24 protein-coding genes and 2 tRNA genes are annotated in these 24,524 nt (G+C 71.8%); 18 read left to right on the top strand and 8 right to left on the bottom strand.

Annotation, left to right across the window (positions count from 1 at the left end):
* Positions 1-20: 20 nt before the first annotated feature.
* The 3 genes from EV187_RS02295 to EV187_RS02285 all read right to left on the bottom strand — a co-directional run bounded on the left by EV187_RS02295 (position 21) and on the right by EV187_RS02285 (position 3,711).
* Positions 21-97, bottom strand: a tRNA-Pro gene (locus tag EV187_RS02295).
* A 99-nt stretch (positions 98-196) separates the two neighbouring features.
* On the bottom strand, positions 197-1,174 hold the full coding sequence (locus EV187_RS02290; RefSeq protein WP_130351410.1) for a metallophosphoesterase: 978 nt from the start codon (positions 1,172-1,174) through the stop codon (positions 197-199).
* Positions 1,171-3,711, bottom strand: a complete 2,541-nt coding sequence (locus EV187_RS02285) for a transglycosylase domain-containing protein (RefSeq protein WP_130351409.1) — start codon at positions 3,709-3,711, stop codon at positions 1,171-1,173. The genes EV187_RS02290 and EV187_RS02285 overlap by 4 nt, the downstream gene beginning before the upstream one ends.
* A gap of 159 nt (positions 3,712-3,870) precedes the next feature.
* Between EV187_RS02285 and sp36 the strand changes: the two genes are divergently transcribed.
* Together sp36 and EV187_RS02275 are read left to right on the top strand one after the other, a co-directional pair.
* Positions 3,871-4,098, top strand: coding sequence for a Sp36 family protein (gene sp36, locus EV187_RS02280; RefSeq protein WP_130352190.1), 228 nt, complete (start codon positions 3,871-3,873; stop codon positions 4,096-4,098).
* On the top strand, positions 4,098-4,565 hold the full coding sequence (locus EV187_RS02275) for a RidA family protein (RefSeq protein WP_207221709.1): 468 nt from the start codon (positions 4,098-4,100) through the stop codon (positions 4,563-4,565). The genes sp36 and EV187_RS02275 overlap by 1 nt, the downstream gene beginning before the upstream one ends.
* A 65-nt stretch (positions 4,566-4,630) precedes the next feature.
* On the opposite strand, the gene acs is transcribed toward EV187_RS02275, so the two are convergent.
* Positions 4,631-6,586, bottom strand: a complete 1,956-nt coding sequence (gene acs, locus EV187_RS02270) for an acetate--CoA ligase (RefSeq protein WP_130351408.1) — start codon at positions 6,584-6,586, stop codon at positions 4,631-4,633.
* Positions 6,587-7,044: 458 nt separating this feature from the next.
* Between acs and EV187_RS02265 the strand changes: the two genes are divergently transcribed.
* The 5 genes from EV187_RS02265 (at position 7,045) to EV187_RS18265 (ending at position 10,328) form a co-directional block, all read left to right on the top strand.
* Positions 7,045-8,190, top strand: coding sequence for a TadA family conjugal transfer-associated ATPase (locus EV187_RS02265; RefSeq protein ID WP_130351407.1), 1,146 nt, complete (start codon positions 7,045-7,047; stop codon positions 8,188-8,190).
* A gap of 161 nt (positions 8,191-8,351) precedes the next feature.
* The gene (locus tag EV187_RS02260; RefSeq protein WP_242609390.1) at positions 8,352-9,248 is read left to right on the top strand and encodes a type II secretion system F family protein; all 897 of its coding nucleotides are present in this window, start codon (positions 8,352-8,354) and stop codon (positions 9,246-9,248) included.
* Positions 9,249-9,416: 168 nt separating this feature from the next.
* A complete protein-coding gene (locus EV187_RS18640) occupies positions 9,417-9,590 on the top strand; it encodes a DUF4244 domain-containing protein (RefSeq protein WP_242609466.1) in 174 nt (57 codons plus the stop codon).
* Positions 9,591-9,606: 16 nt separating this feature from the next.
* Positions 9,607-9,915 carry a TadE family type IV pilus minor pilin gene (locus tag EV187_RS18270; RefSeq protein WP_165391073.1) on the top strand — a complete coding sequence of 103 codons (309 nt, stop codon included), beginning with the start codon at positions 9,607-9,609 and terminating at the stop codon, positions 9,913-9,915.
* Between the two features lie 68 nt (positions 9,916-9,983).
* Positions 9,984-10,328 carry an Rv3654c family TadE-like protein gene (locus EV187_RS18265; protein ID WP_165391072.1) on the top strand — a complete coding sequence of 115 codons (345 nt, stop codon included), beginning with the start codon at positions 9,984-9,986 and terminating at the stop codon, positions 10,326-10,328.
* Between the two features lie 2 nt (positions 10,329-10,330).
* Here EV187_RS18265 and EV187_RS02245 read toward each other — a convergent pair whose 3' ends face one another.
* The gene (locus EV187_RS02245) at positions 10,331-10,567 is read right to left on the bottom strand and encodes a hypothetical protein (RefSeq protein ID WP_130351404.1); all 237 of its coding nucleotides are present in this window, start codon (positions 10,565-10,567) and stop codon (positions 10,331-10,333) included.
* Between the two features lie 211 nt (positions 10,568-10,778).
* Between EV187_RS02245 and topA the strand changes: the two genes are divergently transcribed.
* The 5 genes from topA (at position 10,779) to EV187_RS02220 (ending at position 17,113) form a co-directional block, all read left to right on the top strand.
* Positions 10,779-13,574, top strand: coding sequence for a type I DNA topoisomerase (gene topA / locus EV187_RS02240; RefSeq protein ID WP_130351403.1), 2,796 nt, complete (start codon positions 10,779-10,781; stop codon positions 13,572-13,574).
* Positions 13,571-14,191, top strand: a complete 621-nt coding sequence (gene tmk, locus EV187_RS02235; RefSeq protein ID WP_130351402.1) for a dTMP kinase — start codon at positions 13,571-13,573, stop codon at positions 14,189-14,191. The genes topA and tmk overlap by 4 nt, the downstream gene beginning before the upstream one ends.
* A gap of 44 nt (positions 14,192-14,235) precedes the next feature.
* Positions 14,236-15,402: a DNA polymerase III subunit delta' gene (locus EV187_RS02230; RefSeq protein WP_130351401.1), complete on the top strand. Its 1,167-nt coding sequence runs from the start codon at positions 14,236-14,238 to the stop codon at positions 15,400-15,402.
* Positions 15,399-16,961 (top strand): alpha/beta hydrolase, encoded by a 1,563-nt coding sequence (locus tag EV187_RS02225; RefSeq protein ID WP_207221708.1) that lies wholly within the window; start codon positions 15,399-15,401, stop codon positions 16,959-16,961. Before EV187_RS02230 ends, EV187_RS02225 begins: the two co-directional genes overlap by 4 nt.
* A gap of 79 nt (positions 16,962-17,040) precedes the next feature.
* Positions 17,041-17,113, top strand: a tRNA-Thr gene (locus tag EV187_RS02220).
* Positions 17,114-17,172: 59 nt separating this feature from the next.
* Here EV187_RS02220 and EV187_RS02215 read toward each other — a convergent pair.
* Complete coding sequence (locus EV187_RS02215) at positions 17,173-18,021, bottom strand: SGNH/GDSL hydrolase family protein (RefSeq protein WP_130351400.1); 849 nt, start codon at positions 18,019-18,021, stop codon at positions 17,173-17,175.
* 41 nt (positions 18,022-18,062) lie between these two features.
* Positions 18,063-18,863 (bottom strand): SGNH/GDSL hydrolase family protein, encoded by an 801-nt coding sequence (locus EV187_RS02210; protein ID WP_130351399.1) that lies wholly within the window; start codon positions 18,861-18,863, stop codon positions 18,063-18,065.
* Positions 18,864-19,030: 167 nt separating this feature from the next.
* On the opposite strand from EV187_RS02210, the gene EV187_RS02205 reads away from it, so the two are divergent.
* Together EV187_RS02205 and EV187_RS02200 are read left to right on the top strand one after the other, a co-directional pair.
* A complete protein-coding gene (locus EV187_RS02205) occupies positions 19,031-19,357 on the top strand; it encodes a DUF7882 family protein (RefSeq protein ID WP_130351398.1) in 327 nt (108 codons plus the stop codon).
* Positions 19,354-19,572 carry a hypothetical protein gene (locus tag EV187_RS02200; RefSeq protein WP_130351397.1) on the top strand — a complete coding sequence of 73 codons (219 nt, stop codon included), beginning with the start codon at positions 19,354-19,356 and terminating at the stop codon, positions 19,570-19,572. Before EV187_RS02205 ends, EV187_RS02200 begins: the two co-directional genes overlap by 4 nt.
* Here the strand turns inward: EV187_RS02200 and EV187_RS02195 are convergent.
* Positions 19,569-19,919, bottom strand: a complete 351-nt coding sequence (locus tag EV187_RS02195) for a hypothetical protein (protein WP_130351396.1) — start codon at positions 19,917-19,919, stop codon at positions 19,569-19,571. The genes EV187_RS02200 and EV187_RS02195 overlap by 4 nt on opposite strands.
* Before the next feature lie 128 nt (positions 19,920-20,047).
* On the opposite strand from EV187_RS02195, the gene EV187_RS02190 reads away from it, so the two are divergent.
* The 4 genes from EV187_RS02190 (at position 20,048) to EV187_RS02175 (ending at position 24,520) form a co-directional block, all read left to right on the top strand.
* Entirely contained in the window at positions 20,048-21,031 is a 984-nt protein-coding gene (locus EV187_RS02190; protein WP_130351395.1) for a Gfo/Idh/MocA family protein, read from the top strand.
* 96 nt (positions 21,032-21,127) lie between these two features.
* A complete protein-coding gene (locus EV187_RS02185) occupies positions 21,128-22,711 on the top strand; it encodes a D-alanyl-D-alanine carboxypeptidase/D-alanyl-D-alanine-endopeptidase (protein ID WP_130351394.1) in 1,584 nt (527 codons plus the stop codon).
* On the top strand, positions 22,708-23,901 hold the full coding sequence (locus EV187_RS02180; protein ID WP_242609389.1) for a M20/M25/M40 family metallo-hydrolase: 1,194 nt from the start codon (positions 22,708-22,710) through the stop codon (positions 23,899-23,901). Before EV187_RS02185 ends, EV187_RS02180 begins: the two co-directional genes overlap by 4 nt.
* Positions 23,902-23,917: 16 nt before the next feature.
* Entirely contained in the window at positions 23,918-24,520 is a 603-nt protein-coding gene (locus EV187_RS02175) for an isochorismatase family protein (RefSeq protein ID WP_130351393.1), read from the top strand.
* The last annotated feature ends 4 nt before the right edge of the window (positions 24,521-24,524 follow it).

The raw sequence follows: 24,524 nt of genomic DNA, 5'->3' as shown, positions 1-24,524 counted from the left end.
GGAGGAGGGGGCTTCACCGGTGGTCGGGGTGACAGGATTTGAACCTGCGACCTCGTCGTCCCGAACGACGCGCGCTACCAAGCTGCGCCACACCCCGGTGGCCCTCACGAGCCTCCACAAGGATAGCCGATAAATCCGGACCATCCGACCACGCGACCGTCTCGTGGGACGGGTCGCCCGACCCTCGCCGTCGGCGCTACGCCGCGGGCACGAGGGTCAGCAGCGTGGCCTCGGGCGGGCACGCGAAGCGCACCGGCGCATAGATCGACGTGCCGAGACCCGCGGAGACGTTGAGGTACGCGGTGCGCAGTCCGTGCTGCCAGACGCTGAGCCCGCGCACCTGCTTGCGCGGGATGTCGCAGTTCGTGACGAGCGCGCCGAACCCCGGCACGCACACCTGGCCGCCGTGCGTGTGGCCGGCGAGCACGAGCTGCGCGCCGTGGTTCACGAACGAATTGAGCACCCGCTGGTAGGGCGCGTGCGTGACGCCGACCGTGACCGTGGGGCGGCGTTCGCTGACGGATGCCGCGTCGGGCCACAGCTCGTCGCCCAGAGGGTCCTCGGCGCGCAGCTCGTCGATCGCCGCGGTGATGAGGTCGAGGCGATCGTAGCCCTTGTGCGGGTCGTCGACCCCGAAGAACTCGAAGTGCGTGCCGCGCAGGTCGAGGCTCGCCGCCGTGTTGTCGAGGTCGTGCCAGCCGAGGCCGGCGAAGTAGGCGTGCAGGCCCTCGATGTCGAGGCGCTTCGCGCGGGCCATCGGCCCCGACGGGCCGCCGAAGTACATGAACGGGTTCTTCAGCACCGGGCCGAAGTAGTCGTTCGAGCCGTTCACGAACACCCCGGGGATGCCCGCGAACCCGTCGAACGCGCGTCGGATGCCCTCGATGCCCCGTTCGTGACCGAGGTTGTCGCCCGTGTTCACGATGAGGTCGGGCTCGAGCTCGGCGAGCGAGCGCACCCACGCCTGCTTGTCGCGCTGCCACGGCGCCATGTGCAGGTCGGAGACGTGCAGCACCCTGATGGGCTCGGCGCCGGCGGGCAGCACCGGGACCTCAGCGCGCCGCAGCGTCCACCGCGTGCGCTCCACGAGGGAGCCCCAGGCGAACGCGGCAGCGCCTGCCGCGCCGATCGCGATGGCGATCCGCGCGGCAGGCGACAGGGTGGAGCGCGTCAACCGTCACCCGGCGCGTTGCCGTTGCCGCCGAAGGTGACGGTGACCTCGTCACCGCGCTTGGCCGGACTGTTCGGTGCGGGGCTCTGGCTCGTGACCGTGCCGGTCGGGTTGCCGCCGCCGCCCTTCATCCGCAGGCTGGCCGCGTCGAGTGCGGCCTTCGCCTCGAGCGCATTCATGCCCGTGAGGTCGGGGACGGTCGTTCCCTGGCCATTGCTCGTGAACACGCGGATGGTGGCGCCGCGGCCGGCCTGGCCCGACGGATCGGTGCCGGCCACCGTACCGGCGGGCAGGTTGGAGTCCTGCTGGCCGCCGTCCTCGAAGACGAACCCGGCTGCCTCGAGCGCCTGCCTCGCAGCGTCGAGCGAGAGCCCGGCCACCTGCGGCACGTCGACCAGCACCTGCTTGAAGGCGCTCGGGTCGGGGTCGGGGAACTCGTCGCCGCCGTACTTGGTGTCGGCGAGCTCCATGATCGAGGGCCAGATGCGGTGGCGTGCGGTCGCCGCTGCACCGCTGTCGAAGCTGATGTTGCGGAGGTTCGTCCGATTGTCACCGCCGGTGACGTTCCCGACCCAGACGGCGGTCGCCGCCTTGGTGCTGGAACCCACCATCCACGTGTCGAACGCGTTGTCGGTCGTACCGGTCTTGCCGATATGGGGCACGCCGGTGCCGGTGTTGGACGCGACGGCCGTGCCTCCGCCTGCGAACGTCTGCTGCATCGCGTACGCCATCGCGTGCGCGACCTCGGGGGTCACCGACTGCGTGCACGTGGACGCCGGCGGCGCCACCTCGGTGCCGTCGGCCTTGACGATGCGATCGATCGCGACCGGGCTGCAGGTCGTGCCGTTGTTGGCGATACCGGCGAAGGCGGCCGCCATCGTGACCGGGGCGATCTCCTGCGTGCCGAGCACGTCCGACGGATACATCGTGAGGGGCTGGCTGTCGGCGCGGTGCATGCCGAACGCCTCCGCCGTCTTCTTGATGTCGCACAGGTCCATCTGCTGGGCCATGGCCATGAAGCTGGAGTTGACCGACCACTTGGTGGCATCCACGGCGTTGTTCGCGATGCGCCCGTCGTCGTTCCTGGGATTGAACGACCCGGAGAAGTTGCCCTCGCACGAGTTCGTGAAGCGAGTGAAGTCGCGGCGGGCGCCGTTGAAGGTCTCGGTGAGCGAGTGGCCCGAGTTCAGCCACTGCGCCAGGGTCCAGACCTTGTACGTCGAACCGGGCTGGAACCCGCTGGAGCCGCCGTAGCCGAAGTCGGTGCTGTAGTTGATCGAGGTGTACTCGGGGCTCGTCGCCGCGATGTCGGGGTCCTCCGTGAAGCGCTTGTTCTGCGCCATCGCGAGGATCTTGCCGGTGCCCGGCTGGACCGTGACGGCCACGGATCCGACATCGAATCGGGGGTCGGTGTAGGGCACGTTCTCGGCCATCGCGGCCTCGGCACGACCCTGCAGCTCGAGGTCGAGGGTCGTGTAGACCTGCAGGCCGCCCTGCTGCAGCATCGCGGCGCCCTCGTTCTCCTCGGTCGCGGGATCGTCGTAGTTGTTGAGGATGACGTTCTTGACGTAGTCGCAGAAGAAGGCGCTCCCGCCGGCCGTCTGGCAGCCGGTGCTGGGCTCCTGGATCGCCGGGGCGACGGGCGAGGCGACGGCCGCGTCGTGCTCCTCCTGCGTGATCTTCTTCTCCTTCAGCATCTGGCCGAGGATGTAGTCGCGTCGCTGCTTGTTGTCGGCGTACGGGACGGGCTGGCCGTCGACGACCGTGCTCGCGCCGTTCGTCTCGCTCTCGGGGTAGTCGAGCCGGAACTTCTCGGGGGTGTTCACGATTGCGATGAGGCTCGCCGCCTCGGCCAGGGACAGGTCGGACGCGTGCTTCCCGCCGAAGTAGTACTGGGCCGCGGACTCGATCCCGTACACGCGACCGCCGAACGCGGCGATGTTCAGGTAGCCCATGAGGATCTCGTCCTTCGAGAACTTCTTCTCGAGCGAGATCGCGTAGCGCATCTCCTTCAGCTTGCGCTCGGGCGAGGTCTCGGTGGCCGCGTCGTACGCCGCCTCCTTCTCCTCCTCGGTCTGCGCCTCGCGCACGCCGTTGTTGATGAGCACGTTCTTCACGTACTGCTGCGTGATCGACGAGCCGCCCTGCACGTCCTGGTTGAGGACGTAGGTGCTCACGGCACCGCGTATGGTGCCCTGGATGTCGATGCCGCCGTGCTCGTAGAACCGGGGGTCCTCACCGGCGACCGCGGCATCCTTCACGTACTGGCTGATCGACTCCCACGGCACCTCCTCGCGGTTCTCGTCGAAGAACGAGGCGAGGTGATAGGGCGTGCCGTCCGCCTGCACGGCGTAGATGTCCGTCTTCTCGGAGAGCTCGCCGACCTCGAGGTAGCCGGGAAGGTTCTCGAACATGGAGATGCCGTTGTTCGCGGCCATGCCGGTCACCGCGAGTGCCGGGGTCACCGCAGCGGTGACGAGAACGCCGGCGAGAGCGCTCATGCCGACGAAGCCGAGGATCCCGGTGCCGACGTCGCTCATCGTACGTTTTTGGGCAGACATATAGTGGAGCTTAACGGAGAAGGCTGACAAAACCCGCTATGCGCGGCGGGCGCCGCCATCGCGCCGACACGCCGACTCCGGTCGGATCGACCGCCGGATCGGTCGACGCAACGCAGACATCAGAGACGAGGAATCCGCATGCCCGCCTGGGAGTACATCACCACACCGCTGCTCATCCACAACACCGCGGCCATCCTGAACAACTGGGGCTCGGAGGGCTGGGAGCTCGTGCAGATCGTGCAGGGACCCGAGGGCGGGCTCGTCGCATACCTGAAGCGCCCGGTCGGCGGAGAGTCCTCCGCGGCGGCCTCCGCGGGTGCCGCGGCCGCCGCCGTGGCGTCCAAGCAGTTCGAGGGAGAGGCCTGATGGGCGCCGAGGCCCGGCTGGCCGAGCTCGCGATCGAGCTGCCCGAGGTCGCCCCGCCCGTCGCCGCCTACGTGCCCGCCGTCGTGACCGGCTCGTACGTCTACACGTCGGGCCAGCTGCCGTTCGTCTCGGGCGCACTGCCCGCCACCGGCAAGGTCGGCGACGGCCACGGGTTCGTCCCCGCCGACGACGCGAAGACGTATGCCCGCACGTGCATCCTCAACGCGCTCGCCGCGGTTCGCGCCGAGCTCGGCTCGCTCGACCGGGTCACCCGCGTCGTCAAGCTCGTCGGCTTCGTGGCATCCGACCCGTCGTTCACCGGGCAGCCGGGCGTCGTGAACGGTGCCTCGGAGCTGCTCGGCGAGGTGTTCGGCGAGGCCGGGCGCCACGCCCGGTCGGCCGTGGGCGTGGCAGCCCTGCCGCTCGACGCGCCCGTCGAGATCGAGCTCGTGGTCGAGTTCGCCTAGCGGCGCTCGCACGGCGCACGGATGCCGCGACGGGAGCGATCCCGCCGCGGCATCCGTCGTTCGTGCTACCTGACCTGCTCGGTGATCGCCGTCATCACCGACGTGTCGGCGAGCGTGGTGGTGTCGCCAACCTGCCGGCCCTCGGCGAGGTCGCGGAGCAGGCGTCGCATGATCTTGCCCGAGCGCGTCTTCGGCAGCTCGTTGACGATGAACACCTGCCGCGGACGCGCGATGGCGCCGATCTGCGTGGCGACGTGCCGGCGCAGCTCCTCCGCGGCATCCGACGGATCGGTGACGTGCTCGACCTGGCTCGCCTTCAGGATGACGAACGCCACGACCGCCTGGCCCGTCGTCTCGTCGGAGGCGCCGACCACCGCCGCCTCGGCCGTCCACGGGTGCGCGACGAGCGACGACTCGATCTCGGCGGTCGACAGGCGATGGCCCGACACGTTCATGACGTCGTCGACGCGGCCCAGCAGCCAGATGTCGCCGTCCTCGTCGCGACGCGCGCCGTCGCCGGCGAAGTACTTGTCGCCGAACTTCTCCCAGTAGGTCTCCTTGAACCGCTCCGGGTCGCCCCAGATGCCGCGGAGCATGGAGGGCCACGGCTCGGTCACGACGAGCAGCCCGCCGCCCTCGCCCTCGACGGGGGTGCCGTCGTCGGCGAGGATGTCGATCGAGATGCCGGGCACCGGCACCTGCGCGCTGCCCGGCTTGAGGTCGGTGATGCCGGGCAGGGCCGAGATCATGATCGCGCCGGTCTCGGTCTGCCACCAGGTGTCGACGACCGGGATGGAGCCGCCGCCGATGACGTGGCGGTACCAGATCCACGCCTCGGGGTTGATCGGCTCGCCGACCGAGCCCAGCAGGCGCAGCGAGCGCAGGTTGAACTCGTGCGGGATCTGGCGACCGAGCTTCATGAACGAGCGGATGGCCGTGGGCGCGGTGTAGAGGATCGAGACCCGGTACTTCTCGACGATCTCCCACCAGCGGCCCGGGTGCGGGGTGTCGGGCGTGCCCTCGTAGAGCACCTGCGTCGCGCCGTTCGCGAGCGGCCCGTACACGACGTAGGAGTGGCCGGTGACCCAGCCGACGTCGGCGGTGCACCAGTACACGTCGGTCTCGGGGTGCAGGTCGAAGACGTTCTTGTGCGTGAACGCCACCTGTGTGAGGTAGCCGCCCGACGTGTGCAGGATGCCCTTCGGCTTCCCGGTGGTGCCGGAGGTGTAGAGGATGAAGAGCGGATGCTCCGCCTCGAACCCCTGCGCCTCGTGCTCGTTCGACGCCTGCGCGACGGTGTCGTGCCACCAGAGGTCGCGGCCGTCGGCCATCTCGATGTCGTTCTCGCCGCGGCGCACGACGAGCACGTTCTTCACCGTGCCGCCCTCGGCCTTGGCGAGGGCGTCGTCGACGACGGGCTTGAGCGGGAACACCTTGCCCTTGCGGTAGCCGCCGTCGGCCGTGATGACGAGGGATGCCTCGGCGTCGTCGATGCGGGACGCGAGGCTGTCGGCGCTGAAGCCGCCGAAGACGACCGAGTGGATGGCGCCGATGCGCGCGCAGGCGAGCATCGCGACGACGGCCTCGGGGATCATCGGGAGGTAGATGGCGACGCGATCGTGCTCGCCGATGCCGAGGTCGGTGAGCACGTTCGCGGCGCGCCTCACCTCGTCGGTGAGCTCGGCGTACGTGACGTCGCGGCTGTCGCCGGGCTCGCCCTCCCAGTGGAGCGCGACCCGGTCGCCGTTGCCGGCGGCCACGTGCCGGTCGAGGCAGTTGACGGCGACATTGAGGGTGCCGTCGTCGAACCACTTCGCGAACGGCGGGTTCGACCAGTCGAGCGTGCGGGTGAAGGGCGTCTCCCACTGCAGGAGGCTGCGGGCCTGGTCGGCCCAGAAGGCGAGGCGGTCGGCTCGCGCCTCCTCGTAGAGGCGGGTGCCGGCGACGGCCTGGGCGGCGAACTCGGGGCTCGGGCGGAATCGCCTGATCTCCTCGAGCGCGTGATCGATCTGAACGGTCATGGTTCTCCGGTCGCTCCTTCGCGAGTGGTGCATCGGTTGGGTCGCCTGCCCCACCAGCACCCTACCTCCCGTCGCGAACGAGCTCGTAACGGGTCGGTCACGCCGGGACGCATGCTCTTCCGAGCAGCCGTGAGAGCGGTTACTGTGCCTTTGCGCAGAGAAATCTGTATGTCCGCACAAATGGGGACAAAAAATGCTTGCGCATCCTTTCTGAGGCCATACACTGGGTACCGCCCGAACACTCGTTTCGAGGCCTGCAGCGCTCGTGATTCCCCCCAATCCTTGCGCTGCCGAGGCGGCACCTGTTCCCCCCAATGGGTGCCGCCCCCTTTCGTTAAGGGCGTTGCCCAGGCAGCGCGCAGGGCGAGTCCTCCTCCACAACGACGTGGGGGAGGCTCCTTCCCACCACGACGAGCTCCGGATGCCCCGCGGCCGCCCGCGCTGCCTACCGTCGTCGCATGACCACCCCGTTCGTCGCCACCCCGTCGTGGGAGCGCGAGGCGCGCGCGCCCGCTCGGCGGATCGTCGCCGACCGCTCCGCGCCGCACGTCGCCGACCGGGCGGGCGCGGGCGGTGTGCACCCGTGGCCCCCGGCGCCGGCACGCTCGGGAGGCGTCGCCCCGCACGACCCCTCGAGTCCGCCAGGCGACGCGGTCGACCTGCCGGCGTCGGGCGCTGCCACCGCAGACCTCGCCCTCCTCGGTCCACTCGCGCCGTTCGCGGCTTCCGGGCCCGTCACCGACCTGTTCGTCAACGGCGATCGCGGACTCTGGATCGATCGGGGGGCCGGACCGGAGCGCGAGACGGCATGGTCGGCCGACGAGGTCGAGGTGCGCGCGCTGGCCGTCCAGCTCATCGCCCGGGGCGGCCGGCACATCGACGAGGCCACGCCCGCCGTCGACGTGCGGCTCGGCCGCGGCATCCGCGTCCACGCCGTGCTCCCGCCCGTCTCATCCGACGGCACGCTGATCTCGATCCGGGTGCCGCGGGCGGCCGGGTTCCCGCTCGCCGCGCTCGCGCGCACCGGCATGGTCGACGCGGCGCAGGAGGAGGTGCTGCGCGAGGCGGTGGCCGGGCGCCGCAACCTGCTCGTGACCGGTGCGGGCGGCACCGGCAAGACCACGCTGCTCGCGGCGCTGCTCGGCGAGGCACCTGGGCGCGAGCGACTCGTCATCATCGAAGACGTCGCCGAGCTCACGGTCGACCACCCGCACGTCGTGTCCCTCGAGGCACGGCAGGCGAACCTCGAGGGCGCGGGGCACGTGGGGCTCGACGCGCTGCTGCGCGAGGCGCTGCGGATGCGCCCCGATCGGCTCGTCGTCGGCGAGTGCCGCGGGGTCGAGCTGCGCGAGCTCCTCGCCGCGCTCAACACCGGTCACGACGGCGGCGCGGGCACGCTGCACGCCAACTCGCTCGACGACGTCCCCGCGCGCCTCGAGGCGCTCGGCGCCACCGCAGGCCTCTCGACCGAGGCGGTCGCACGGCAGACGGTGAGCGCGTTCGACCTCGTGCTGCACCTCGATCGGGTCGACGGGCGCCGCCGGCTCGCCGGGATCGGACGGTTCGAGCTCCGTGCCGAGCGGCTCGCGGTGGTCCCCCTGTGACCGGGTCGGGTCCGCTCGAGCGCGGCGCGCCGTCCCGCGCGCCGGGCCGGCACGGGCGATGGCGGCGACGAGATCACCCACGGCGTGGTGGCATCCGCGCCAGGTTCGCGCTCCTTCGCCGGCGACCCGATCCGGGCGCCACGGCGGATGCGATCGCGGTGGTGGCCGAACGCCTCGCGGTGCTCCTCTCCGCCGGCGTTCCGGCACCTGCTGCATGGGCGCACGTCGGCGACATGCGAACGGTCGACCCGAGCGACGACGACGTCGTGCGGGGTGCGGCCATCTCCGCCGCCGCCGCCGGCGAACCGGTGGCCGCGGCGATCACCGCGGCGCGCGCGACGGTTCCGGGTTCGGCTGCCCAGTGGTCCGTTCTCGCCACCGCCTGGGCGGTCGCCGCGAGCTCGGGGGCGCCGCTCGCGGCGAGCCTGCGCGAGCTCGGGGCCGCGCTTCGCGACGAGGCGCAGCTGCGGCGCGAGGTGGGAAGCGCGCTGGCGGGGCCACTCGCCAGTGCGAGACTGGTGCTCGCGCTCCCGCTGATCGCCATGGCGTTCGGGGTGCTCCTCGGATTCGACACGTTCGCGGTGCTCTTCGGCAGCCCCCTCGGGCTGGCCTGCGTGGTCGTCGGCGGCGCCCTGCTGTGGGCGGGGCGCCGCTGGAGCGCGGCGCTCGCCGCACGTGCGACCCGCTCGGAGGCCGACGCCGGACTCGAACTGGAGCTGCTGGCGATCGCGATGTCGGGCGGCGCCTCGGTCGACCGGGCACGGCGACTCGTCCGCGACGCGCTCGAGGCGAATGGCACCACCACCGTCGGTGCGAGTGCGGCCGACGACGTGATCGGCCTCGCCGCTCGCGCGGGCGCGCCCGTGGCCGAGCTGCTCCGCGCCGAGGCCGCGCGCCTGCGACGCGTCGCGCGCGCCGACGGGTCCGCCCGTGCTGCGGCGCTCGGGGTGCGCCTCATGCTGCCCCTCGGCGCCTGCGTGCTGCCGGCCTTCGTCCTGCTCGGCGTCGCGCCGCTCCTCATCTCCGTCGTGACCGGAACCCTCGACGGTGCCGTGTGACGACCCCCGACTCGTGCCGACAATCCGCCGTGATCCCGGCGCAACAGAAAGGAACACCACATGCACCCTCAGACCATCGACACGCCTCCGCCGGTCCCATCCGGTCCGGTCGGTGCGCAGGTCGCGGCTCGCTCGATCCGCTCGACCCGATCGGGCGACCCGGGTCGGATCCGTCGCGCGCTCCGCCTCGTCGTCGGCGAGCGCGGCGCCGCCACCGCCGAGTACGCCGTCGCCACCATGGCGGCCGTCGGATTCGCCGGGCTCCTCGTCGTCATCCTCCGCGGCGACGAGGTGCGCGGCATCCTCACCGACCTCGTGCGGAATGCGCTCACGGTCGGCTGACCCCGATCGCGGCAGCGTGACGGCCGAGTTCGCCGTCGCGCTGCCCGCGATCGCCCTCGTGCTCGCCGCCTGCCTGGCCTCGGTGCAGCTCGTGGCGCAGCAGGTGCGACTCACGGATGCCGCGGCCGACGCCGCCCGTGCGCTCGGGCGGGGCGAATCGGAGGGCACGGCCCGCTCCATCGCCGATCGGGTCTCGGGTGGCTCGGGGCTCGTGGCGTGGACCGAGGAGCCGTTCGTCTGCGTCGTGCTCACCGCGCCCGGCGGTGGGCTCCTGGCGGCGATCGAGTTGCGCGCCGAGTCGTGCGCGGTCGGCGGGGGAGCGTGAGGCGGGCGTGGCGCCGGGCCGCCGCCCACGGCTCGCCGCGACGGCGAGCGCTTCGGCGACGACCCGCCGTGGGCGTCGGCGACCGGGGGGCCGCGTCGGTGCTCGCGCTCGGTATCGTCGGTGCGGTCGTCGCGCTGACCGCGCTCGTGGTCCCGGTGACGGCGTCGTTCGTCGCGTCGCAACGCGCCGCGAACGCCGCGGACGCCGCCGCCCTCGCCGCCGCAGACGCGGTCTCCGGGGCGGTACCCGGTGTGCCCTGCGAGCTGGCCGCGGCGACGGCTGCTCGGAACGGAGCCTCGCTCGCCGGCTGTCGCACCGACGGCCCCGTCGCCTCCGTCACGGCGACGGTCTCGGCGTTCGGCATCGAACAGCGAGCGGTCGCGCGAGCGGGGCCGCCGGGGTGGGTGGGGTGACGTCAGTCGAAGACGGTCTCGACGAAGCGGTACTCGACGGCCGTGGGGCGGTCGTCGTCGTCCGCTCCGAATTCGAGGCCCGCGCCGCGGGTGTAGATGTAGTGCTTGCCCTTGTCGGTGTTGAGCTCGAGCCGCGGACGCGGATCGCCGGTCTCGAGGAAGGCGGTCGCGACCGTCTTGCCCTCGAGCGGACCGTCGATGAGCTTCGCGGTGTAGGAGCTCGCGGAGGAGGTGTCCATGGCGCCAATTCTCCTCCGCCCTCGCGGAACTGCAAGGGGGCTCGCCCGTCGTCGCACCCCCATTTCGCGGCGTCGAGTGGGTGCGCTCACGGTGAGGGTGTGTATGGTGTGCCTGTCGGCGGACTGCCCCGCCGATCGACGGCACACCGCTCGGGGGCGCGGCTCGGATGTGCGTTCTCCCATTCACGGAACAAGGAACAAGAGGAGTCTGGTGTCAGGCGCGAAGAAGTTGGTCATCGTGGAGTCGCCGACCAAGATGAAGTCGATCGCCCAGTACCTGGGCGACGGCTACCAGGTGCTGTCCTCGGTCGGCCACATCCGTGACCTCATCGAGCCGAAGAACCTTCCCGCCGAACTCAAGAAGGGCTCGCTCGGCAAGTTCTCCGTCGACGTCGAGCACGGCTTCGAGCCGTACTACGTCGTCTCCGACGCCAAGAAGAAGACGGTCGCCGAGCTGAAGCGCGCCCTCAAGGACGCCGACGAACTCCTCCTCGCAACGGATGAGGACCGCGAGGGCGAGGCCATCGCGTGGCACCTGCTGCAGGAGCTGAAGCCGAAGGTGCCCGTGCGGCGCATGGTCTTCCACGAGATCACGAAGGACGCGATCCAGCAGGCGAAGGACAACACCCGCGACCTCGACACGGCGCTCGTCGACGCGCAGGAGACCCGCCGCATCCTCGACCGCCTCTACGGCTACGAGGTGTCGCCGGTGCTCTGGCGCAAGGTCGGCCCGGGCCTGTCGGCCGGCCGCGTGCAGTCGGCGGCGACCCGGCTCGTGGTCGATCGCGAGCGGGAGCGGCTCGCCTTCGTCGCCGCGGGGTACTGGGACCTGATCGGTCGCTTCTCCCCGGCGACGTCGTCCGACGATGGCGCCCAGGCGTTCGAGGCCCGGCTCGTGCGCCTCGGCGGCGAGCGGGTCGCCACCGGTCGCGACTTCGACGACGCCGGCGCGCTGAAGGGCAAGGCGGTGGTGCTCGATGAGCGCGTCGCCGAGTCGCTCGTGCACGCCCTCCGCGCCGACGGGGTCTCCCGCACCGTCTCCAAGGTCGAGTCGAAGCCGTACTCGCGCCGGCCCGCAGCCCCGTTCACCACCTCGACGCTCCAGCAGGAGTCCGCACGCAAGCTCCGGCTCTCCGCCCGCGACACGATGCGGGTGGCCCAGTCGCTCTACGAGAACGGCTACATCACCTATATGCGCACCGACTCGACGTCGCTGTCGCAGCAGGCGATCACCGCGGCCAGGGCGCAGGCGACGAAGCTCTACGGCTCGGACTCGATCCCCGACAAGCCCCGCGTCTACGCGGGCAAGTCGAAGAACGCACAGGAGGCGCACGAGGCGATCCGCCCCTCGGGCGAGGTCTTCCGCACGCCCTCCGAACTGCAGAGCGTGCTCCGGGGCAGCGAGTTCAAGCTCTACGACCTCATCTGGAAGCGCACGGTCGCCTCGCAGATGGCCGACGCGAAGGGCCAGACCGCTACGGTCACGATCGAGGTCGGGCCGACGGCCGCCGACGCATCGACGCCCGACGGGGGCAGCGTGTCCGTCGCGGGGACGATCGCCGAGTTCACCGCGAGCGGCACGGTCATCACGTTCCGCGGATTCCTCGCGGCCTACGAGGAGAGCCGCGACGAGGAGCGGAACGCCGACGACGCCCCGGGCGAGGCGAAGCTGCCGCCGCTCCGCGAGGGCCAGGCGGTCGTGATCGCCGACCTCGAGGCGAAGGGGCACGAGACGAGCCCGCCGCCGCGCTACACCGAGGCGAGCCTCGTCAAGCGACTCGAGGAGCTCGGCATCGGGCGCCCTTCGACGTTCGCATCGATCATCTCCACGATCCTCGATCGCGGGTACGTCACGCAGCGCGGTCAGGCGCTCGTGCCGAGTTGGGTCGCCTTCTCGGTCGTGCGACTGCTCGAAGAGCATTTCGGCGACCTCGTGGAGTACGACTTCACCGCCGAGATGGAGGACGACCTCGATCACATCGCCGCCGGCGAGGCCGACCGGGTCGACTGGCTCTCGAGCTTCTACTTCGGCTCCGACAAGCACCGCGGGCTCCGGCAGGTCGTCGACAACCTCGGCGAGATCGACGCGCGCGAGATCAACTCGGTGCAGATCGCACCCGACGTCACCCTCCGCATCGGCAAGTACGGGCCGTACCTCGAGGCGGTCGAGCCCGACGCCGCGCCCGACGCGACGCCGCGGCGGGTCAACCTGCCCCCCGACCTCGCGCCCGACGAGCTCACCGAGGCGAAGGCGCGCGAGCTCATCGACGCGCCCGTGCAGGTCGACCGGGTGCTCGGCGAGAACCCCGACACCGGCAAGCAGGTCGTCGTGAAGGACGGCCGCTTCGGCCCCTACGTCACCGAGCTCGAGCCCGAGCCGGAGTCCGCCGAGGCATCCGTCGACCCGGCCACCGGCGAGGTCGTCGAGGCGCCCAAGCCGAAGCGCGGTGCGAAGAAGGCCGCAGCGCCCAAGCCCCGCACGGCGTCCCTCTTCAAGAGCATGCAGATCGAGGAGATCGACCTCGACACCGCCCTGAAGCTGCTCGACCTGCCGCGCGTCGTCGGGCTCGACCCCGAGTCGGGCGAGGAGATCACTGCCCAGAACGGCCGCTACGGCCCGTACCTCAAGAAGGCGGCCGACACGCGCACCCTCCCCAGCGAGGACGCGATCTTCGAGATCGACCTGCCGGGCGCGCTCGAGCTCTTCGCGCAGCCGAAGTACGGTGCCCGCCGTGCCTCGAGCGCGCTCAAGGAGTTCGACAACGACCCCGTGAGCGGCAAGCCGATCAAGGTGAAGGACGGCCGATTCGGCCCGTACGTCACCGACGGTACGACGAACGCGACGATCCCGCGCGCCGAGTCGGTCGAGGACATCACCTTCGAGCGGGCCGTCGAACTGCTGCAGATCAAGCGCGACAAGGGTCCGGCGGCACCGCGCGCCAAGCGCGCCACGACCGCCAAGAAGGCGCCCGCGCGCAAGCCCGCGGCCAAGAAGAGCCCGGCGTGACGCGCGGCCTCTTCATCACACTCGAAGGCGGTGACGGCTCCGGCAAGACCACGCAGGCCGAGCTGCTCCGCGCATGGCTGGCGGCTGAGGGGCGCGTCGTCGTGCGCACCCGGGAGCCCGGGGGCACCGAGGTCGGCGTCGAGGTCCGCGAGATCGTGCTGCATCATCGGGGCGACATCACTCCGCGTGCCGAGGCGCTGCTCTACGCGGCCGACCGCGCCCACCACGTCGCCACGGTCGTGCGTCCCGCGCTCGAGCGCGGCGAGGTCGTGATCCAGGACCGCTACATCGACTCCTCGGTGGCCTACCAGGGCGTCGGCCGGGTGCTCGACGCCGACGCCGTCCGGGCGCTCTCCGACTGGGCGACCGAGGGCCTCGCCCCCGACCTCACGATCCTCCTCGACCTCGAGGCGGCGGCTGCGCGCGGCCGGCTCGACGAGGCGCGCACGCGATACGACCGGCTCGAGGCGGAGGCATCCGAGTTCCACGACCGGGTCCGCGAGGCCTACCTCGCGATCGCGGATCGCGAGCCGGCTCGCTTCCTCGTCGTCGACGCCTCCCGACCGGTCGACGAGATCGCTGGCCGCATCCGCGCCCGCGTGGCCGGGTTGCTCTGAATCGTCTGGGCGTCGCGGTCGGCGGCGGAAGGTAGCGTGGTGACGTGAGCGTGTGGACCGAGCTGACGGGGCAGGAGCAGGCGATCGCCGTGTTCCGCACCGCCGCCGAGGCCGCGGGCGCTCCGTCGCACCAGATGACCCACTCGTGGCTCATCACCGGTCCTCCCGGATCCGGCCGATCGAACCTCGCCTACGCGTTCGCCACCGCGCTGATCTCCGGCGACCCCGACGGCGACCGGCCCACCCGCATCCAGGTCGAGGCGCGCAGTCATCCCGACCTGCACGTGCTCGCCACCGAGGGCGTCATCATCAAGCGCGACGACGTGCGCGAGATCGTCCGGCGTTCCCACTATGCGCCGTCGGTCGGGCGGCACCGAGTGATCATCGTCGAGGATGCGGATCGCATGACCGAGCAGACCTCGAACTTCCTCCTGAAGGAGCTCGAGGAGCCGCCGGAGCGCACGGTGTGGATCCTGTGCGCGCCGAGCGAGGCCGACCTCATCCCCACGATCCGCTCGCGCGTCCGCACCGTTCGGCTCCAGATGCCGACGGTCGCCGAGGTCGCCGCCCTCCTGGTGCGACGCGACGGCGTCGACGCCGAGCTGGCCGAGCGGTCCGCGCGCGAGGCGCAGTGCCACATCGGGATGGCGCACCGGCTCGCCACGAGCGAGGAGGCGAGACGGCGTCGCGGCGAGACGCTGCGGCTCGCGCTCGAGGTCCGCTCCGCAGCCACCGCGGTCGCGACCGCCGCCCGGTTCCTCGAGATCGCGGGCGACGACGCGAAGGCCATCACCGAGCTCCGAGATGCCGAGGAGCGCGAGCACGCGCTGCACTCGCTCGGGCTCGCGCCGGGCCAGGCCGTACCCCCTGCGCTGCGACCCCAGCTCAAGGCCCTCGAGGACGACCAGAAGCGCCGTGCCACGCGCAGCCTCCGTGACGGCATCGATCGCATCCTCGTCGACCTCGCCTCGCTGTACCGCGACATCCTGCTCATCCAGCTCGATGCCGATGTCGACCTCGTGAATCGTGAGCTGCTCGATCCGATGCGCCGTGCCGCGGCGTCCGCCACGCCGGCGCGCACGCTCGCGACGCTCGACGCCATCCAGCAGGCCCGGGAGCGCATCGAGGGGAACGTCCAGCCCGCGCTCGCACTCGAGGCGATGCTCGTCTCCGCCATCCGCACCGCCACGACCGAACGGGGAGCCGCATGACCGGCAGACGCAGCACGAGCCGCACCGGCCGGATGCCGCGCGCCCCCCGAGCCGGCATCGCGGCGGTCGCGCTCGCCGCCCTGCTCGTCCTCACGGGCTGCATGCCGACGTTCCTGAGCCCGGCGAAGCCGGTCTCCACGCCCACCGGCGAGGACGTCGCCGAGGACCTCCGCCCGTTCTACTCCCAGGTCCTCGAGTGGGAGGACTGCGGCGACGGCTTGAGCTGCGCCACCGCCACGGCACCGCTCGACTGGGAGCGTCCGGGCGACGGCGAGGTCGAGCTCGCGCTCGTGCGGCACGTCGCCACGGGCGACCGCATCGGGTCGCTCCTCGTGAACCCCGGGGGCCCCGGTGGTTCGGGCTACGAGTTCATCGCCGAGTCGCTCGACTACGCCGTCGGCGAGCCGCTCATGCAGCGCTTCGACGTGGTCGGCTTCGATCCGCGCGGCGTCGGCCGGTCGTCGGCGGTCGCGTGCTACGACGCGGCGCAGATGGACGACTACCTCTACGGCATCGTGCCGGCGGAACGCGGCAGCGACGAGTGGATCGACCTCGTCGGCTCGGCGGCCGCCGAGTTCGGCGAGGCCTGCAGCGACAAGACCGGTGAGTTGCTCGGCAAGGTCGACACGGTGAGCGCGGCGCGCGACCTCGACCTGCTCCGCGCCATTCTCGGCGACGAGCAGCTCAACTACCTCGGCTACTCCTACGGCACCTTCCTCGGGGCGACGTACGCGGACCTCTACCCCGACCACGTCGGCAGGCTCGTGCTCGACGGGGCCATCGACCCCTCGGCGAGCGACGCCGAGGTCACCGAGGCGCAGGCGGTCGGCTTCGAGCAGGCCCTCCGCGCGTACCTTGGCGACTGCCTCACGGGCACGGAATGCCCGTTCGACGGCACCGTCGACGACGGCATGGCCGAGGTGAGCCGCCTGCTCGCGTCGGTCGACGCGAGCCCGCTTCGGGCCACCGACGGCCGCATGGTCGGGGCCGACACGCTCCTCACGGCGATCATCTACCCGCTCTACAGCTCCGAGTCGTGGCCCTACCTCAGCCAGATGTTCGAGTCGGTCATGTTCGGCGAGGCCGACGTCGCGCTGTCCTTCGCCGACGGATACTACGGCCGCAACGAGGACGGCACCTATCGCGACAACTCCACCGAGTCGTTCCGTGCCATCAACTGCCTCGACTACACCTACCAGGCAGACGTCGCCGTCATGCGCGAGAAGGCCGCGGCGATCTCAGCGGCGGCCCCGACCATCGGGCCCTACTTCGGCTACGGCGACCTCGGCTGCGTCAACTGGCCCGTCGTGAGCGATCGGGAGCGGGTCGAGATCCATGCCGCGGGGGCCGCGCCGATCCTCGTCGTCGGCACGACGGGCGACCCGGCCACGCCGTACGAATGGGCCGTCGCGCTCGCCGACCAGCTCGAGAGCGGCGTGCTCGTCACCTACGAGGGCGAGGGCCACACGGCCTACAACAAGTCCAATGCGTGCGTGAGCCAGGCCGTCGAGGGATTCCTCATCGAGGGCACGGTTCCCGCCAGCGATCCGATGTGCTGACGTGGTCATCGGCACGCGCGAAACCCGCTAACATAGATTCTCGTGCCAGCCGGATCGCCCAGGCGAGACCGGATGCCACGCCGCCTTAGCTCAGTCGGCAGAGCGTCTCACTCGTAATGAGAAGGTCGTGGGTTCGATTCCCACAGGCGGCTCGGAACGCCACGAAGGGCCCGGAGAGATCCGGGCCCTTCGTGCGTCCGGGAGGTCCGCGTCAGCCGATCGCCTTCCGGATCTCCGTCGCGTATGCGACGTATCCGGTGGCGGTCGGGTGGAAGCCGTCGACGTAGCGGAACCAGTTCCAGTCGTTGATCCACGGGATGGAGCTGCCGATGCCGTGGCCCGCGAACGCCCCCTCCACGTCGACGAACACCGCCTGGTTCGCTGCGGCGGCCGCCTCGATGGCGTCGTTGAGCGCGACGGTGCCCTGATTGACACGCTCCGCCCACTGGTACCGCGCGTTCGGGAGGTGGAAGAGCAGCGGATACCCCGTGACGATCACCTTCGCTCCCGGGACCCGCGCACGGACCGCCTGGACGGCCGCGGCGACGTTCGCCGTGACCGTGCCGTTCGCGACGAGGGCCTCCCCGCTCAGGATGGTGGACTCGCATGAGCTCGTCACGATCACGAAGCAGTTCTGCATGACCGCGGCGAAGCCCACGTCGTTGCCGCCCACCGTGAGCGTCACACGAGTGGCGGTCGTCGGGACCGCGGGCACCTGGCCCGCGATCACCTCGGCGGTGGAGGCGCCCGAGCACGCGGGGAGCGCCACCAGGCGCAGATCGGCCTCGGCATCGAGGAGCTTGGGGTAGCCCTTGGCGCTCGTGTAGCAGGTGGATTCGAGATAGCTGCGCGCGCCGACACCGGCGGCGAACGAATCGCCGACGGCGGCGTACTCGAGCTCCGTCGTCCCGCCGCCACCGCCCCCACCGCCGCCCCCCGGCTTCCCGGGCTTGTCGCCCTTGCCCGTGACGACGACGGCGCCCGCACCGTCCGCCGGTCCGACCGCGACCCAGCCGAAGGCCAGGCCCAGCGTCGCGAGCAGCGCGGTCGCGAGCAGCATCGCCCGCCGACGAGTGGTCGTCGGCGCCGTCCCCGCCGAGGTCACTGGACGGCCCGGATCGCGTCCGCGTAGGCGGTGTGGCCGGCGATGTTCGGGTGGAACGCGTCGAGCGCCGGCGGCGCGACGATCCAGGGGTCGAGGCTTCCGATGCCGTGACCGGCGAACTCCTCGGTCACGTCGACGAACTCGAACCCGGGGCCCGCCGCGGCCACGACGCCCGCGATCGTCGAGTTGAGGGCGGCGATGGCGATGGCCAGCGCTCCGCCCGACGGGTCGACCGTGGGCTCGAGGAGCACGGGATACCCGGTGACGATCACCTCCGCCTTCGGGGCCGCGGCACGGATCGCCGCCAGGGTGGTGCTGAGGCTCACGGCCATCGGGCCGAGGTCGGCCTGTGCCTCGGCGATCGCCGCCAGGCATGCCTCCATCGGGCCGCCCAGGCACGCCGCGGTGACGGCGGCGAGACCGAGGTCGTTGGCGCCGACCGTGAGGGTGATCGAGCGCGTGCGATGATCGATTCCGCCGAGCTGCCCGAGCACGTCGGTCGTCGTCGCTCCGATGCATCCGTTCAGGGCGACGTGCACGTTGCCGGGGTCGCTCGCGAGCTGCGCGGCGTAGCCGTTCGGGCTCAGGAAGCATTCGTCGAGGTAGTCGCCGCCGCCGACGCCGGCCGCGTACGAGTCGCCGAGCGCAGCGTAGGCGACCTTGCCTGCCGCGGGTGGTCCGGGTTCGCCGCCGGGGGCGGCGTTCGCGGGAAGGGCACCGACGACCGCCGCCGAGGCGACGAGGATCGATGCGCTGGCGAGCGTCAGGAGACGCCGGGTTCTCGACAGCGTTGTCATGCCCGGAGGATAGTCCCCGAGCGGGCTCGCCGCGCGACCCAGTTCGGGGGTCCATACCACCGTCGGGCGCGGCGTCAAGGGGGCGCGGCAGGGGCGGGCCCGCACTATCCTTGGGGCCGACGACTGCCGCGACGACCCGATCGCGCGGGACGTTCGAGGGAGGTCCGGTGGGCAAGCTCACCTACGATTCCACGCTGACCGTCGACTTCGACGACCGCGTGCTCGCACACCTGCAACTCGTCATCGGCGCCAAGCTGCGCCGCGCGGAGTCGTTCTACTTCAGCTGGCGCGACGATCCCGCGGTCGGTGACGGTCGCAGCGCACTCTGGATCCATCCCACCATCCCGCTGTACTTCAAGTACGCGGGCGGGCGCCAGCCGTCGATCAACCGCGCCTGGATCGACCTGCTCATGAGCGCGGCGAACTCACCGGGCGGATTGCACCTGATGCCGGAGCCCGAGGAGTCGGGGCCCAGCGGAGAGCGGGAGCCATGAAGCGCATCGGCATCATCTACGCCGGCCGCGAGTTCTCCATCGGCGAGGAGGACTTCGAGCAGATGAAGGCGGACATCGAGGAGGCCAACCGGAACGGCCGCGCCGTCTGGGTCCGGGTCAACCACGGCGAGGGGCGCCCGCAGCCGGCCGACATCCTGGTCGGGCCGGGCATCCCGATCGCGCTGATGCCGATCCCCGACGAGCGCCCGGTCTAGACCTCGTCGGTCCAGTCGTAGTCGACCGTGTCGCGATCGGGCGCCGACGTGCTCGCCACCGGATGCATCGGCGCGAGTTCCGCGATGAGGCCCTGCAGGCGGGCGACGAGTGCTTCGTCGCGCACCTCGTCGTAGCCGTCGGCCTCCACGCTCTCGGTGACGAGCTGGCTCGCGGGGCCGACGAGGAAGTTGACCACGCCCGGCCGACCGTCCTGCTCGTGCCGCACGGGGATCTCGATCGCGCCGGCGCTGCCCTGCTGGGCGAGGGCCGCCGCATAGGCGACGAGCGCCCGCGCGATATCGGTTCCGGTGAGGAAGCGGTCGCCCGCGTAGTAGATGCGCTCCATGCTCAACGAGTACCGCAGGGCCAATCGACGATCAATCCCTTGACGGCGGGCGCCGCACGTGCCGATCCTGCGGGCGAACCGCGTGGGCCGCCGCGAATGCGCACGATCGTGCCCAGTAGGCTGGCGCAATGACCGATCGACTGCGCTGGGGCATCCTCGCGACGGGCGGCATCGCCCACGCCTTCACGAACGACCTGAAGCTCAACGGATTCACGGTGCAGGCGGTCGGATCCCGATCGCAGGCCGCAGCCGACGCGTTCGCGGCCGAGTTCGACATCCCGAACGCCCACGCGAGCTACGAGGCGCTCGTCGCCGATCCCGACGTCGACGTGGTGTACGTGTCCACGCCGCATCCGCTGCACGCCGCCAACGCCCGACTGGTGCTCGAGGCCGGCAAGCACGTGCTGGTCGAGAAGCCGTTCACGGTGAACGCGCGGGAGGCGCAGGAGATCGCCGACCTCGCCGCGGGGCGCGGGCTGCTGGCCCTCGAGGCGATGTGGACGAGGTACCTGCCCCACATGGTGCGCATCCGGGAACTCATCGCCGACGGCGCGCTCGGCGAGGTGCGCACGCTCATCGCCGACCACACCCAGAAGCTCTCGGACGACCCGCTGCACCGCATCAACGCGCTCGAGCTGGGCGGCGGCGCGTTGCTCGACCTCGGCATCTACCCGGTGTCGTTCTCGTGGGACCTGTTCGGCGCCCCCCTCACCATCCAGTCCACGGCGACGTTCAAGCGCACCGGCGCCGACGCGCAGATCGCCAACCTCTTCGCCTACGACGGGGGCAGGGTCGCGTCGATGCTCTCGGCGAGCGACACCCTCGGCCCGAACACCGCCGCCGTGATCGGCACGCTCGCCCGGATCGAGATCGATCGCGTCTGGTACACGCCGACGACGTTCCGCGTGGTGGCCGCCGACGGCACCATCGTCGAGGAGTTCCGCTCCGAGGTGACGGGCCGCGGCATGCACTTCCAGGCCGAGGCGGTCGAGCGACTGGTGGCCGGGGGCGACCTCCGCGGCGACCTCCTCACGATCGACGAGACCGTCGCGATCATGGGCACGCTCGACACGATCCGCGAGCAGATCGGGCTGCGCTACCCCGGCGAGTGATCCCGCAGCGGCTCCCGCCGTCGGCCGGTCGCGCGCCCAGCGTGCGTTCGGGCGACGGTCAGCTTGCGCTCCGGGGCGCCGCGTACAATTCCCCGGATGACCGACGAGACGGATGCCGCGGGCGAGCCCACGACGCCCGGCGACCCCCGGCGCGACAGCGCGGACTCGGCGGCGACCCCCGGCGAGCACCCCGGCGCGACGGCCGGCACGAACGCCGCCGACGCCGACACGACCGCTGACGCGACGACCCCTGCCGGCGCAACGGGCGTCGGCGCATCCGTCGCCGCCTTCGCGCGGAGGCACCGGCTCGCCCTCTCGATCACCGGCGGCGCCCTCGCCCTCGCCCTGCTCGGCACGGGAGCCGTCTTCGCCGGTGCCGCCGTGTCCGGCGGGGGCGACGTCGAGGCGATCGCGGCGACCTCGACCCCGACGCCGACGGCGGACCCGGCGCGCCCGGCGCCCGCCGCCGCCGCAGCGGCGAGCCGCATCCGCACGTGCTCGGTCGCCGATCGCGCGGCCGACGGGCGCCTCGCGAACCTGCAGGCACAGGTCGTCAACGCCGCGACCGGTGAGGTGCTCTACGACCGCGGCGGCACGACCCCCTCGCGCACGGCGAGCGTCATGAAGGTGCTGACGTCGGCGGCCGCCCTCACGGTGCTCGGTCCCGACCATCGGGCCACCACGACCGTGGTGAAGGGCGCGGAGCCGGGCTCCGTGGTCCTCGTCGGCGGCGGCGACGTCACCCTCTCCCGTACGCCGAGCGGAACGGAGACCGTGTATCCCGGCGCCGCCCACCTCGACGAGCTCGCCGCCCAGGTGCGGGCCGCATGGGACGCGGACCCCGCCAACCCGCCCCTCACCAAGCTCGTCCTCGATGCGAGCCTGTTCGGCGGTGATGAGTGGGAGCCGAGCTGGGATCCGGCGGAGCGCGAGTTCGGCTACATGTCGAACATCACCGCCCTCCAGGTCGACGGCGACCGCGACGACCCCGGTGCGAACACGTCGTGGCGCAGCGGCGATCCGATCGGCCGCGCCGGCGATGCGTTCGCCTCCGAGCTCGGGGGCATCTCCGTGATCGAGCGGGGAACGGCTCCCGCGGGCGCCGCGCAGCTCGGGCAGGTGGCGTCTCCGACCGTCGCGCAGCTCATCGACAAGGCGCTCGTCGTCTCGGACAACACCGTCGCGGAGATGCTGGCCCGACTCGTCGCGATCGAGGCGGGCACGGGCAACACCTTCGGCGCCATCAACGAGGCCGTCCTGCAGGGCCTCGCCCCCTACGGCATCGACACCGCCGGCATCACGGTGGTGGACGGCTCGGGCCTCAGCGACAACAACGCGGTTCCGCCGTCGTACCTCACACGGCTGTTCGCGAAGATCAATGCGCGGGAGGCCCACCTCGGCGTCATCATGGACGGGCTGCCGGTCTCCGGCCAGCGCGGCTCGCTCTCGTACAGCGACCGATTCGCGGGCGACAACGCGGTGGCCGACGGCGCCGTGTCGGCGAAGACCGGCTGGATCGAGACCGGGTACACGCTGTCCGGCGTCATCCGCGCGCAGGACGGCTCCACGCTGACGTTCGCGATCTACGCGCTCGGCGACGTCTCGGACGACACCAAGCAGGCCATCGACACGCTCACGACGGGCTTCTTCCTCTGCGGCGACAACCTCGCCAACACATGAGCCCGAGGGCGTCGGGGCCGGGCGAGCGGATGCCGCGCGCCGACGTCGCGGCGCTCGCCCGCCGCCTGGTGGGGATCGACGCCACCAATCCCTCGCTCGTCCCGGGCGGGGCGGGCGAACGCGAGCTCGCGGACGTGATCGCCGGATGGCTCGCCGAGCGGGGCTTCGAGGTGCGGCTGGTGGGCTCGGATCCAGCCCGTCCGAGCGTGCTGGCGCGGCGCCGCGGGACGGGCGCGGGCCGGTCGCTGCTGCTGGCCGGCCACCTCGACACCGTCGGCGGATCGGGCATCGGCGACGCGGGGACGGATGTCGACCCCGATCGCGTCGTCGGCCGGGGCGCGTACGACATGGCGGGCGGGCTCGCCGCGGCGATGACGGCCGCGGCGGCGGTATCCGACCCGGCGGGCGACCTCGTGCTCGCCTTCGCCGCGGACGAGGAGTTCGGCTCCGTCGGCATGGAGGAGCTGCTGGCGGCGATCGACGCCGACGCGGACGCCGCGGCATCCGCCGGCCCACGCCCACGTCCGGACGCCGCGGTCGTGCTGGAGCCGACCGACCTCGGGGTCACGCTCGCCCACCGCGGCTTCGCCTGGTACCGCGCCGAGTACGAGGGGCTGGCCGCGCACGGGTCGCAGCCCGAGCTCGGCGTCGACGCCATCGACAGGGCGGTCGACGGGCTCGTCGCCCTCCGCGCGTTCGCCGCCGAGCTCGCGGGGCGCCCGCGGCATCCGCTGCTCGGCGTCGGCAGCGTGCGCGTCGCGACCATCGAGGGCGGCACGGATGCCGCGACCGTCGCCGACCGGTGCGTCGTCGTCGTGGAGCGCCGCACCCTGCCGGGGGAGCCCGACCCGGGGCCGGAGCTCGAGCGCGTGCTGGCGCCGTCGCGACCGGCGCGGATCGTCCCGCTCGTCGCCCGCCCGGCGATGGAGGCCGATGCCGACTCGCCGATCGCGCGCGTGGTGCTCGAGCAGGTCGGACGCGCCACCGGGGCGCCCGCCGCCCGCCGCGGAGACCCCTGGTGGACGGACGCGGGGCTGATCGCGGCGGCGGGGATGCCCGTCGTGCTCGTGGGACCGGCCGGCGCCGGCGCGCACGCCGACGAGGAGTGGGTGTCGATCGACTCGCTGCGAACGCTCGTCGACGTGCTCGAGGGGGTCATCCGCGCATTCTGCGACGAGAATGGACGGTAGGACGGAAGGAGCACACGTGACCCGAGCACTGTTCATCGTCGACGTGCAGAACGACTTCACCGAGGGCGGGGCCCTCGGCGTGGAGGGCGGCGCGGCCGTCGCGTCGGGCATCACCGAGCTGCTCGAGAAGCACCGCGACGCCTACCGCGTCGTGGTCGCCTCGCGCGACTGGCACGACGCCGACAACGACAACGGCGGACACTTCGCCACCGACGCGGAGCCCGACTTCGTCGAGACCTGGCCGAAGCACGCGATGGCGGGCACCGACGGGGCGGAGTACCATCCCGCGTTCGACACGTCGGAGGTCGACATCCACGTGCGCAAGGGCCAGGGGGTGCCCGCGTACTCGATCTTCGAGGGCATCGACGACGATGGGCGGCCCGTCGCCCAGCTGCTCGACGAGCTCGGCGTCACCGACATCGACCTCGTGGGAATCGCGACGGACTACTGCGTGCGCGCGAGCGGCCTCGATGCGGTCGAGCACGGCCGTCACGTGCGCGTCTTCACCGACCTCATCGCCGGCGTCGCACCGGCGAGCTCGGATGCCGCGCTCGCCGAGCTCGGCCACGCCGGCGCGGTGATCACCGAGTCGTCGGTGCTCGACGAGGCGATGGCGTGAGGCA

It is taken from the genome of Agromyces ramosus (assembly GCF_004216665.1).
GTDB classification, from domain to species: Bacteria; Actinomycetota; Actinomycetes; order Actinomycetales; family Microbacteriaceae; genus Agromyces; species Agromyces ramosus.
The sequence above is the reverse complement of the archived record's forward strand: the minus strand, read 5'-3'. Positions and strand labels throughout refer to the sequence as shown.